The following is a 10,786-nucleotide window of genomic DNA, read 5'->3' as shown; positions in this document are numbered from 1 at the left end:
CCGCCATGTGCCAAGCGGCTGCCACGGCCCGCCCAGATAACGGTGCAGCGCGAGCCCGGCGATGACCAGCGGACGCGGTTGAAACCCGGCAGACAGTTCGGCCAACAACGCGCGCGCGACCTTTGGCTCCACCTTGTTCTGCACAGTGATATGCAACCGCGGCGTGCCCTGGTCCTGCGTGGTCAGCAGGCCGTGCATCGCATCGGCGAACTGCGCGCGGATGACGAGCAGCCTTGGCGCATGGACGCGAAACGCAACCCCGCCGCCCAGGCTCATCAACTCGCTCAACTGCGCATCGGGCGCTGCAAATTCAGCCGCGAGCTGCGCCGCGCGCGCCATCGCCTCGGCTTCGGCCAGACAGGGCAGCTGGTGGAACAGCGTGATATGCGCACCCACCTGGTTGCGATCGGGCGGATAATGCGCGCGGCGCAGGCCATCGGCCCATGCCTGATCGGCCGCGCCCATCAATGCGGTCATGATGATCGGGGCGCGGCTTTGCATGTGCTCACGCATACGCAAAGGGGCGCGAAGCAGCAATGCTCCGCGCCCCCGCTTGCGACCCGCTGGGGGAAATGAAGGAAAGGATCAGGCGGCTTCGCGCACCTTGATCGTTTCCAGAATTTTTTCAGGCGCGGTTTCGCCATAAGGATCGCTGTCGAGACCCTGATCGTTGATGCCGGGTTCTTCAAACCAGTCGGTGACGACGCCGTTGTCGATGACCATGGCATAGCGCCAGCTGCGCTCGCCAAAGCCGACATGGTCCTTGCGGATCAGCATGCCCATTCGGCGGGTGAAATCGGCCGAGCCATCGGGCAGCAGCTTCACCTTCTCGACGCCAAGCGTCTTGCCCCACTGATGCATCACAAACGCATCATTGACCGAAATGCAGTAGATCTCGTCAATACCGGCGGCTTTGAAATCGTCATACAGCGATTCAAAACCCGGAACCTGCGCGTTGGAGCAGGTCGGCGTGAACGCGCCGGGCAGTGAGAAGACAATGACGCGTTTGCCCGCGAACAGGTCGCCGGTCAGCTGGTCCTGCCAGCGAAACGGGTTGGGGCCTTCGATGCTGTCATCGCGCACGCGCGTCTTGAGGCATACGTTGGGCACTGTGCGTTCAATCATATTAAAATCCTTGTGCAGATGGGGTATCGTGTTGCATTGCAGCATGTAGGAAGCCGGGTGCGCAAAGTGAAATGAATTGAGCCGTCCAGATTGATCGAATTTATCGATCAGCGTCGGGTTGCTGGTTCAAACTTGGGCTGATCCGGCACATCCGAATATCCATAGCGCTTGCAACCGCTTCAAATTCGCTCCAATTTCCCGGCATCGAGCGGTATGCGCGCGCTCAGGAAGGTTGCCGTCATGATGATCATGTCTCGCCCGCTCGGCTGGTTCTGGCTGATCGGCATCACCTTGCTCGTGTGGAACGTGATCGGGCTGATCGCGCTGATGTTCGATCCGGCGACCGGCTTTGGCGATATCAGCGAGATGCCCGAGACGCAGCAGGCGTTGTATGCGGCCCGGCCTGATTATGCCTATGCCGGGTTTGTGCTGGCCACCGTCGCGGGCACAGCGGCGTGCATCGCGCTGTTGCTGCGGCGCAATATTGCGCAACTTTTGTTCGTGCTCTCGGCCATCGGGCTCGTCCTCCAGAACGCATGGCTGTTTCTGGATACCAGCTATCTCACCGCCGAAGTGATCGGCTTTCAGGCGCTGGTCGCGGGCTCTGTCGCCCTCGGGCTGTGGCTGGCGGCGACGGCAAAGCGTCGCCGCTGGAGCCGCTGAAAGGGCGCGCCTAGCCCAGCTTCTGCGCGGTAAGCGCCTTCAGGTCGACCGTCGGCCGCGCGCCGAAATGTGAGATGATCTCGGCAGCGGCAATCGCCCCCATGCGCAGGCTGGTCTCGATGTCCTTGCCCTGGGTCTGCCCTGCGAGAAACCCTGCGGCAAACAGATCGCCCGCGCCGGTGGTGTCGACCACCTTGTCAACCGGCTCTGCTGCGACCTCGAACCGCTCGCCATTGCGCACCGCAATCGCGCCATCGGCGCTGCGCGTGACCACCAGCAGCGGCACCTTGTCGGCAATCGCGGCCACTGCACCTTCAAAGCTGTCGATCTGCGCCAACGACTGGATTTCGGCATCATTGGCGAACAGGATGTCGATCTGGCCCTGATCGATCAGGTCAAGAAAATCGCTGCGATGCCGGTCGATCACGAAGGCATCGGACAGCGTGAATGCCACCTTGCGCCCTGCAGAACGCGCCGCGTCAATTGCAGCGCGCATCGCTGCGCGCGGCTCTTCGGGGTCCCACAGATAGCCCTCGAGATAGAGGATCGCGGCATCCCGGATCAGGCTGGCATCGAGCGCGCTTGCCGGCAAAAACTGCGACGCACCCAAAAAAGTATTCATCGTGCGCTGGCCATCGGGCGTGACGAGGATGAGGCAACGCGCGGTCGGCGGTTCGCTTGGCCGCGCAGCAGTCGTAAAGCTGATGCCCATCGCGCGCACATCATGCGCAAATACTTCGCCCAACTGATCATCGGCGACCTGACCGACGAAGGCGCAAGTGCAGCCGAGGCCCGCAAGGCCCGCCAAGGTGTTGGCCGCAGAGCCGCCACTGATCTCCTGCGCCGGACCCATCGCGGCATAGAGCGAGGTTGCCCGCTCGGCATCGATCAGCGCCATGCCGCCCTTGTGCAGCCCCTCGCGCGCAAGCAATGCATCATCGGCGGCGGCCATCACGTCAACGATTGCGTTGCCGATAGCGAGGACGTCAAAACGGGGGGCAGTGGTCATCGGGTCAGGCTCTTTCTGTTTGCATGAAACGCTTTGGCGCCGCCTATCGGCCTTGCCCCGCCGGTTCAAGCACTATTGGCTGCGAGCACCATCGGCGATTGACCGGCGCACGGCTTTGGCCGACACGACAAAGCCATGGTCAGCGCATTCTTCAAAAGCCTGGGGCAGCTCGGCGACCGGGCAATCCTGATGGCGCTGCTGTGGACCATATTGTGCGCGCTGCTGGTTTTCACGGCAACCGGGTGGCTGCTGTGGTGGGGCCTGACAGAATTGGGGACGGGCACGGTTGGCTCTGGTGCCCAGATCAACCAGTGGAGCGGCGCGCTGGCGGTGGTCGCAACGATCATCATGATGTGGTTCTGGTGGCGCGTGGTGGCCATCGCCATCGTACAGCTGTTTGCTGACCGCATCGTCATCGCGGTCGAACGGCGGCATTATCCTGATGCAGCGGCAAGCACGACCGATCTGCCATTTGGCCCGTCGGTGGCGATGGCGCTGCGCAGCTTTGGCCGCGCGCTGGCCTATAATATCATCGCGCTGCCGGTGGCGGTGGTGCTGCTGTTCACCGGGGTCGGCGCGCCGATGCTGTTTCTGGCGCTCAACGCCGTGCTGGTGGGGCGCGACCTGTCAGAGATGGTCGCCGCGCGGCACCCGGGCGCAGCCGGAGCGCTGCTTTCCCGGCCCAACCGTTTCGTGCTTGGGCTGGTCGCCAATCTTTTGCTGCTTGTGCCCTTGGTCAATCTGCTCGCGCCGATTATAGCCGCCGCTATGGCCACTCATCTGTTCCATCAGTCCCGCGCCGCGCAACCCGCCGCATGACGCGCGTACTTGCAGCCTCCGCGATGACACGGGCGCTCGCGGCATGCGCCGCGCCGCAGAACGTCACTTCGCCCACGCGCCCTGTGCCTGCGCGCAGCACGACGATGGCGACCAAGGGGCTTGAGGCGGTGATCGGCAAATCGGCGCGTGACCTGGAGCAGCTATTTGGCGCGCCGAGGCTCGACGTGCGGGAATTCGATGGCCGCAAGCTGCAGTTCGTCGGCACCGGCTGCATTCTCGATGCCTATCTCTATCCGGAAGGCGCAGGCAGCACGCAGATCGTGACCTACATTGACGCACGGCGCAGCGACGGCCAGTCGGTCGACCGGGTGGCCTGCGTCGAGGCTTTGCGTAAATAGGCCAGCCGGCGCGCGCTAAGGCGTGGTCTCGCCAGCCGCGTCACCCTCCCGCTTGCCGATGCCCGACCAATCGACCGCGCGCGTGACATACATCACCGCCGCCAGCGCCACGAACAGCAGCACCGATCCGATAATCAGCGAATAGGCCTCAAGGTTGAGCAGCACATAAAGCAGCGCATAGAGCCCGAGCAGCAACCCCGCGATGAACCCCGCGCGCTGTCGGCTGCCCAGCACGGCGGCGCTATAGGTCGAGATCAGCCCGATGATCGCGCCCGATGCGGCGAGGTAAGCCAGTGTGAAGCCGATGATCTCGGCAAAGGCCAGCAGCAGCACGAAGAACAGGATGAGACCCGCCCCGGTGAGCAGATATTCCGCCGCCGCGACGCGCGCCCCGGCGATGATGTCGAACATCAGGAAGGCGAGGAAGGTAAAGCCGATGAACAGGAAGCCGTATTTGATCGCGCGGTCGACCTGGCTGTAGAGATTGACCGGCTCGATCAGGTCAATCTGCGCGCCCTGCGATACCTCGCGCGATGCCATGTCGCCCGCCTGCGGCAGTTGCACGACCGCGCGGCCCAGCGCCAGATTGCTGATCGCATAGCGCGCAGAAAAACCGCTGTCGGTTACGTTGCGCGCATTGGGCAGAAACTGGCCGCCAAAGCTGGGGTGCGGCCATTTTGAGGTGATTGTCCATTCGGTCGCCTCGGCATCGGGGATCAGGGTCAACTGGCCGTTGCCCCGTACCCCGAAGCGATAGGCGACATCCAGCGGCGCTCCGATGCCACCCGACCAGTCAGCAAAGGCGAAAAAGCCTGATCCGTTGGTGGCACCAAGCCCTTTGCCAGGGCGCAAAGGCAGCGCCTTGCCCGCCATCGCGATGCCGTTGTCAGCGAGCAGCCCGCGCGCATCCGATATGCCGATGCGGATTTCAGCGCGATCCAGCAGCAACTCTTCGGGCTTCACCCCGAACCGTGCGAGATCGGCAGGAAGCGCAAAGCGGGCATCGCCCTTGACGCGCGCTTCATACACCACGGTTTCGTAGATCGACTTGACCCGCCGCTCGGGCGACACAGCGACAGCAGCCTTGTTCAGCACCGGCGCCAGATACAGCTCGCGCTCAACCGTCACCGCGCGCGATGTTGCACGGCCATTTTCGGTGACCGTCTCGACCGACTGCTGGCGATAGGGAATGACCATCACTGGCCCGGCCAGCATCTGCGGCCCGCCCCAGCCCTCCGCCACGCTGGCGCGCGCGGTTTCTGACTGGCTCTGCCGGTCCCAGACGAGCGCATAGACCATGAACAGCGGGATCGCGAGCAGCGCCCCGATCAACACCGTCATGCCAAGTTTGAAGCCGGGGCTGCGCTGCTTGTTCATCGGATACCCCAACGCTTCATCGCTGAAAAAGAACGCTTCGCCTATCGCGCGGTAAAAGTGAACGCGCTGTGAATTGGCGCACACAATTTGACACAAATGGTCGCTATTGGCTGTGCGAGGGCCGGGGGCGCCTACCTTTCGATGCCTGCTAGCATCCGGGGTCGTCGGTTCTCACCACAGCTTTTTTATCGCTTCTCCATCGCCAGCCTGCTCATCAATATCGCAGCGCGCTTGGCCTGACGCGTGATGCTCGGCAGATCGATGGTTTCACCCGGCGCATGCGCACCTTCGCCCGCCGGCCCCATGCCAACCAGCCCGTCAACATAACGTGCGACGAACGAGATATCGCCCGCACCGCGTTTCAGCGGATCGAGTTCGGCCATCGCCTCCAGCCCCAGATCGGCGTTGATCGCATTCAGCCGTCGCAGCAGGGCGCGGTTCCCCTCGGTCGGCGCCATTGGCGGATAGCCTTGCTCAAACAGGATCTCAGCCCCGGTGCCGGGCAGATGATCGGCGACAATCGCTTGCATCTTCGCCTTGACGCGTTCGGTCTGCTCGTCGCTCAGGGTACGAAAATCGCCGCGCGCTACGGCGGTCGCCGGGATGATGTTGGTTTTGCCGGTGGCCTGCGCGCGCACCAGGTCTGCATCAAGCTCTGCCACCGCGCCGCCAGCGATTAGCCCGACGTTGAAGGTCAGCTTGTCTTCGGGCAGTTCGGCATGAAAACGGGTGATGATCCGCGACAGCTCGTAGATCGCGCCATGCCCGGCGCTGGCCGAGAAAATGCCCGAGCTATGCCCCTCCTTGCCGGTCGCGCTGATTTGCCAGCTGTTCGACGAACGCCGCGCGATCGCCCCCATGTCTTTGCCGTCTTGACGGCTCAGCCCTTCGAAATCGAGCGCGACATCGGCCCATTGGCCCCATTTGACCAGATCGGCGCGCGCCACGTCAATCGGTTCGCCGACATCCTCTTCGTCGCCGGTAAGCACGATGGTGATCGTCGCGGCGCTGAGCGTGCCAGCCGCCTGCATTGCCTCCAGCGCTGCGAGCATCACGATCACCCCGCCCTTGTTGTCTTCGATCCCCGGGCCTTCCATCACCGTATCGCTCAGCCGCTTGACTCCCTGGAACGGCGAGTCCGGCTCGAACACGGTATCGAGATGGCCGATCAGCAGCATCTTGGTGCTGCCCGGCCTGCCGGTGCGGGTGGCGATGATGTGTCCGGCGCGCTTGGCCGCGCTCTGGTCTACCCACTCGACCGCAAAGCCCAGCTTTTCGAATTCGGGCGTCACCATGTCGGCGACCCTTTTCACGCCCTCAAGATTGCGCGTGCCGCTGTTCTGCAGTGTGATCGCTTCCAGCACATTGACCCAGCGGTCTTGCCCCTTGTTGACCGCCGCCACCATGCGCGTCTCTTGCGATGTCAGCTTGGCAACGGCCGGCGTCGCGATGGCAATCGCTGCGGCGCTCAGCGCCAGCGCGAAATGTCTCAATGTCATGGCTTGGTGTTGCTCCTAGGTTAGCCGATATCGAATTCGCGCACGCCGCGCTTCTGGCGGATGGCCTCCACCCGATCGCGGATTTCTGCGCGGATCGCGCGCGCATCGCGCACATGGGTGACAATGATCAGCGTGCGTCCCGATGGCGCAACCGCCTTCAACGTGCCGCTCGCATCCGATGACGTGATCTGAACGGTCCCGGCGTTGAACAGCTGCTGGATGATCGAAAATGACACCTTCACGTCCTTGATCCGGTAAAGCTCGACCTCTTCTTCGCTGCGCATCAGAATGCCGCGTCGCATGAACAGCCGCTCGCCGTCCAGCCAGAACAGGCTGGTACGGTTTTCGATATGGTTCCAGCCGATGTAGCCGCCGAGCAGCACAGCGACAGCCAGCACTGTCTGCCACCAATAGCCCGCGTAACTGCCGCCCGCGATGATCGCTGCAGCAACCGCCAGGATGATCCAGCCGGTGCCCGACTGGAACAGCCAGGCAAAGGTCGAGGACCGAAACTCGATGCGCTGCGCCTCCTCCATCCGACGTGTTGCTGGCCGATTGTGGGTAATATCGCGCGGTTCCATGCCCCAAACCTCCATGAGACGTCATGTCTGCCGCCTTCCAGACGTGGTCATACAGAGCGGCGTGCGTCCGGTAAATGGCCGAGCGAACGATCGGTGATGGACGTGGCGGTTTGCCGTGGACAGCGCAAAGCTGATCCGCGCCCCCCTTGGGCCAGGCACGGGTTGAACCATCGGACCAGTCCGTGCATTGGTGCTGCGCATGAAAAACTTTGCGGCGCTCTGGTTCGGTATTCCCCTGTGGCAACGGATTCTGGCCGCGCTTGTGCTCGGGGCATTGACCGGCTGGCTGATGGGTCCTGCAGCCGCGCAACTGCAATGGATCGGCGATCTGTTCATCCGCCTGATCCGCATGCTGATCGTACCGCTGGTGTTCGTAACCCTGGTCTCGGGGGTCGCTGCGATGGCGGCACCGGCAAAACTGGGCGCGATCGGGCTCAAAGCAATGGTCCTGTATATGGCCACGACCTTTGTGGCGATCCTGTTCGGGCTGGCAGGCGCGCTGATCCTGCAGCCCGGGCGCGGCGTCACGCTTGATGCCGTCAGCTCAGGCGAGCCGATCGCTGCACCGATGCCGCTTGGCGAACGGTTGATGGCGATCGTGCCCGAGAATGTTTTCGCTGCGTTTGCCTCGGGCGATATCCTCGCGATCATCTTCTTCGGTGTGCTGCTGGGCGCCGGGCTGCTCATGGCAGGCGAGACCGCAAGGCCGCTGACCCGCCTGTTCGCCGCTGGTTCGGCAGCGATGCTCAAGGTCACGCATATCGTGATGGAGATCGCGCCAATCGGCGTGTTTGCATTGGTTGCAGCGGTAATGGGGAGCGAAGGCGTCTCGGCGTTTGTCACCGTCTTTTCCCTGGTGCTGGTGATCTATCTTGGCGGCGCGGCGCATATGATCGTGGTCCATGGCGGGATGGTGCGGTTGTTCGCGGGCCGATCCCCGCTGGCCTTTTTCTCCGCAGCGCGCGCACCGCAATTGCTCGCCTTTTCGACCAGCTCAAGTGCAGCGACCCTGCCCGCCACGCTGACCGCCGCCGAAGAGGGCATGCACATCCGCCCTGCGGTCGCGTCTTCGGTGATCCCACTTGGCGCAACAATCAACATGGACGGCACAGCCTTGTATGTGGCGGCTGTGGCGGTGTTTGCCGCGCAGATTTTCGGGGTGCCCCTCAGCTTTGGCGACTATGCCACCATCGCGCTCACCACGGTGCTGGTCTCGATCGGAACCGCGTCGGTGCCCTCGGCATCGTTGTTCCTGATGGCTGCGGTGCTTGATGTCATCGGCATTACCCCCGGGCAAACCGCTCTGGTGATCGGCTTCCTGCTGCCGTTTGATCGCATTCTCGACATGTGGCGCACGGTGATCAATGTCACCGGCGATCTGGCGGTGGCCACCAGCGTGGCAGCGATGGAGGGTGAACTGGGTGAAGCCCCGCTTCCTGCCGGCGCACAGGAGGCGTGATACCAGTCAAGCCATCCAGCCATATAGAGCCGTGCATTCAGTCAAGCTTTAGCATCTGCTTGCCACGATTGGCACCGGAAAACAGCCGTTGCATCGTTTGCGGTGCATGTTCAAAACCGTGCTGGATATCTTCGCGATAGGTCAGCCGCCCGTCGTGCACGAAGCCCGCCAGCCGCTTGCGGATCGCCGGGAACTCCGCCGCCCAATCGAGCACGATAAAGCCGGTCATTGTCGCCCGCCGGAAGATGAGGTTGAAATAGTTCTGCGGGCCTGCTGGCATCTGGCCCGTTTCATAACGGCTGATCCCGCCGCAAATCACCACGCGCGCGTTTGTCGCGATATGGGCCAGCATATCATCAAGGATTGCGCCGCCGACATTGTCGAAGATTACATCGACGCCGCCCGGGCAATGCGCCTTGATCGCCGCCTTCAGCCCGCCCGCTTTATAATCGATCGCAGCATCGTATCCGGCCTCCTCGACCAGCCATGCGCATTTGTCCGGCCTGCCTGCGATACCGACGACGCGGCAACCCGCGATCTTCGCCAGCTGCCCAACCACCGATCCGGTTGCGCCCGCAGCACCGGAGACCAGCACCGTATCACCCGCGACGGGCTTGCCGATCTTGAACAGCCCGCAATACGCGGTGAGCCCGGTGGTGCCGAGCACCGACATCATCGCGGTGGGCGGCAGCGCCGGGTCGCAAGGCACAAGTCCGTCACCGTTGGAAAGATGATATTCGGTCCAGCCGGTCGATCCGATCACCATCGTGCCGACAGGGAATTTGCCGTCGTTCGATTCGATCACCTCGGATATCCCCGATCCGCGCATCACCTCGCCAATCTCGGTCGGTGCGACATAATCGGCGATGTTCTCCATCCAGCCCTTTTGCGCCGGATCGAAGCCCAGATAATGCGTCTTGAGCAGCATCTGACCCGCGCCGGGGGCGGGCAGATCGATCGTCGCCAGCTCGAAATCATTATCCTCGACAGGACGGCCACGCGGGCGGCCTGCGATCAACCATTGGCGGGTGGTGGTCATGTGTTTGGCTCCTGACTTTGACTGTGTTCCGTTATCCGGCGAACGCGGGAAACCAGGGCGCATGCAGTGCACTCTGACTTCTGGGCTCCGGCATTCGCCGGAGAACGCCTGGCGAAAAAACTCACCCGATCTGCCGCGCCCCCTCTTGCCAGTAGAGCTTGCGCAGTTCCTTCTTAAGCACCTTGCCCGACGGGTTGCGCGGCAGTTCGCTGACGAAATCGACGCTTTTGGGGCATTTGAACCCTGCGATATGCTCGCGCGCGAAGCCGATCAGCCCGGCTTCGTCCACTGTCTCACCGTCCTTGAGCACGACGATGGCCTTGACCGCCTCGCCCCAGCGCGCATCTGGCACACCGATCACCGCGCAATCGCGCACCGCCGGATGATGGTGCAGCGCGTTCTCGACCTCTGCCGGGTAAATGTTCTCGCCGCCTGAAACGATCATGTCCTTCAACCGGTCGAACAGATAGAGATAGCCGTCAGCATCCATAAAAGCCGCATCGCCGGTGCGGTACCAGCCATCGACAAAAGCCGCGGCATTGGCTTGCGGCAGATTGTGATAGCCCGCCATAACGAGCGGCGCGCGCACCCAGACCTCGCCGACCTCGCCAACCGGGCGGTCTTGCCCGTCTTCACCGACAATGCGCAGTTCGACATCGGGAAACGGCTTGCCGCACCCGGCCATGCGCGGCGTGCCCGCGACATCGTGGTCCTCGGGTGGCAGATAGACGATGGTGCCGCTGGTCTCGGTCGCGCCGTACATCTGCACGAACTGCGCATTGGGGAACATCTGCATCGAGCGACTGAGCACATCGAGCGGGATCGGCGATGCGCCATAAGGCAGTACCCGCATCGA

12 protein-coding genes are annotated in these 10,786 nt (G+C 63.0%); 4 read left to right on the top strand and 8 right to left on the bottom strand.

Annotated features, from left to right (window positions below; all coding sequences use genetic code 11):
* Together ACEW8G_RS03470 and ACEW8G_RS03465 are read right to left on the bottom strand one after the other, a co-directional pair.
* Positions 1 to 501 (bottom strand): 2'-5' RNA ligase family protein (locus ACEW8G_RS03470; protein ID WP_373487055.1); only part of this gene is annotated, 501 nt, incomplete at its 3' end.
* An 84-nt stretch (positions 502 to 585) separates the two neighbouring features.
* Positions 586 to 1,125, bottom strand: coding sequence for a peroxiredoxin (locus ACEW8G_RS03465; RefSeq protein WP_373487054.1), 540 nt, complete (start codon positions 1,123 to 1,125; stop codon positions 586 to 588).
* A gap of 240 nt (positions 1,126 to 1,365) precedes the next feature.
* Between ACEW8G_RS03465 and ACEW8G_RS03460 the strand changes: the two genes are divergently transcribed.
* The gene (locus tag ACEW8G_RS03460) at positions 1,366 to 1,788 is read left to right on the top strand and encodes a hypothetical protein (protein WP_373487053.1); all 423 of its coding nucleotides are present in this window, start codon (positions 1,366 to 1,368) and stop codon (positions 1,786 to 1,788) included.
* 10 nt (positions 1,789 to 1,798) lie between these two features.
* Here ACEW8G_RS03460 and ACEW8G_RS03455 read toward each other — a convergent pair whose 3' ends face one another.
* Positions 1,799 to 2,797 (bottom strand): adenosine kinase, encoded by a 999-nt coding sequence (locus ACEW8G_RS03455; RefSeq protein ID WP_373487052.1) that lies wholly within the window; start codon positions 2,795 to 2,797, stop codon positions 1,799 to 1,801.
* 135 nt (positions 2,798 to 2,932) lie between these two features.
* On the opposite strand from ACEW8G_RS03455, the gene ACEW8G_RS03450 reads away from it, so the two are divergent.
* Positions 2,933 to 3,616 carry an EI24 domain-containing protein gene (locus ACEW8G_RS03450; protein ID WP_373487051.1) on the top strand — a complete coding sequence of 228 codons (684 nt, stop codon included), beginning with the start codon at positions 2,933 to 2,935 and terminating at the stop codon, positions 3,614 to 3,616.
* 23 nt (positions 3,617 to 3,639) lie between these two features.
* Positions 3,640 to 3,975, top strand: coding sequence for a hypothetical protein (locus ACEW8G_RS03445; protein ID WP_373487050.1), 336 nt, complete (start codon positions 3,640 to 3,642; stop codon positions 3,973 to 3,975).
* A gap of 15 nt (positions 3,976 to 3,990) precedes the next feature.
* Here the strand turns inward: ACEW8G_RS03445 and creD are convergent, their stop codons facing one another.
* The 3 genes from creD to ACEW8G_RS03430 form a co-directional block, all read right to left on the bottom strand.
* Complete coding sequence (gene creD, locus ACEW8G_RS03440) at positions 3,991 to 5,352, bottom strand: cell envelope integrity protein CreD (protein ID WP_373487049.1); 1,362 nt, start codon at positions 5,350 to 5,352, stop codon at positions 3,991 to 3,993.
* A gap of 185 nt (positions 5,353 to 5,537) precedes the next feature.
* Positions 5,538 to 6,851 (bottom strand): M20/M25/M40 family metallo-hydrolase, encoded by a 1,314-nt coding sequence (locus ACEW8G_RS03435; RefSeq protein WP_373487048.1) that lies wholly within the window; start codon positions 6,849 to 6,851, stop codon positions 5,538 to 5,540.
* 20 nt (positions 6,852 to 6,871) lie between these two features.
* Positions 6,872 to 7,432, bottom strand: coding sequence for a PH domain-containing protein (locus ACEW8G_RS03430; RefSeq protein WP_373487047.1), 561 nt, complete (start codon positions 7,430 to 7,432; stop codon positions 6,872 to 6,874).
* Positions 7,433 to 7,631: 199 nt separating this feature from the next.
* Here ACEW8G_RS03430 and ACEW8G_RS03425 point away from each other — a divergent pair, with 199 nt between their 5' ends.
* Entirely contained in the window at positions 7,632 to 8,891 is a 1,260-nt protein-coding gene (locus ACEW8G_RS03425; RefSeq protein ID WP_373487046.1) for a dicarboxylate/amino acid:cation symporter, read from the top strand.
* Positions 8,892 to 8,928: 37 nt separating this feature from the next.
* Here the strand turns inward: ACEW8G_RS03425 and ACEW8G_RS03420 are convergent, their stop codons facing one another.
* Both ACEW8G_RS03420 and ACEW8G_RS03415 read right to left on the bottom strand, forming a co-directional pair.
* Entirely contained in the window at positions 8,929 to 9,930 is a 1,002-nt protein-coding gene (locus ACEW8G_RS03420) for an NADP-dependent oxidoreductase (RefSeq protein WP_373487045.1), read from the bottom strand.
* 121 nt (positions 9,931 to 10,051) lie between these two features.
* Positions 10,052 to 10,786: AMP-binding protein (locus ACEW8G_RS03415; RefSeq protein WP_373487044.1), on the bottom strand; the 735-nt coding region annotated here is incomplete at its 5' end.

Source organism: Blastomonas sp., assembly GCF_041747255.1.
Taxonomy (GTDB): Bacteria; Pseudomonadota; Alphaproteobacteria; order Sphingomonadales; family Sphingomonadaceae; genus Blastomonas.
This window is presented reverse-complemented; position numbering and strand designations above follow the sequence as displayed.

Coding starts and splice junctions, on each gene's coding strand:
- ACEW8G_RS03435 (WP_373487048.1), bottom strand. CDS start 6,851: ATGACATTGAGACATTTCGCGCTGGCGCTGAGCGCCGCAGCGATTGCC.
- ACEW8G_RS03425 (WP_373487046.1), top strand. CDS start 7,632: ATGAAAAACTTTGCGGCGCTCTGGTTCGGTATTCCCCTGTGGCAACGG.
- ACEW8G_RS03420 (WP_373487045.1), bottom strand. CDS start 9,930: ATGACCACCACCCGCCAATGGTTGATCGCAGGCCGCCCGCGTGGCCGT.
- ACEW8G_RS03450 (WP_373487051.1), top strand. CDS start 2,933: ATGGTCAGCGCATTCTTCAAAAGCCTGGGGCAGCTCGGCGACCGGGCA.
- ACEW8G_RS03465 (WP_373487054.1), bottom strand. CDS start 1,125: ATGATTGAACGCACAGTGCCCAACGTATGCCTCAAGACGCGCGTGCGC.
- creD (WP_373487049.1), bottom strand. CDS start 5,352: ATGAACAAGCAGCGCAGCCCCGGCTTCAAACTTGGCATGACGGTGTTG.
- ACEW8G_RS03455 (WP_373487052.1), bottom strand. CDS start 2,797: ATGACCACTGCCCCCCGTTTTGACGTCCTCGCTATCGGCAACGCAATC.
- ACEW8G_RS03445 (WP_373487050.1), top strand. CDS start 3,640: ATGACACGGGCGCTCGCGGCATGCGCCGCGCCGCAGAACGTCACTTCG.
- ACEW8G_RS03430 (WP_373487047.1), bottom strand. CDS start 7,432: ATGGAACCGCGCGATATTACCCACAATCGGCCAGCAACACGTCGGATG.
- ACEW8G_RS03460 (WP_373487053.1), top strand. CDS start 1,366: ATGATGATCATGTCTCGCCCGCTCGGCTGGTTCTGGCTGATCGGCATC.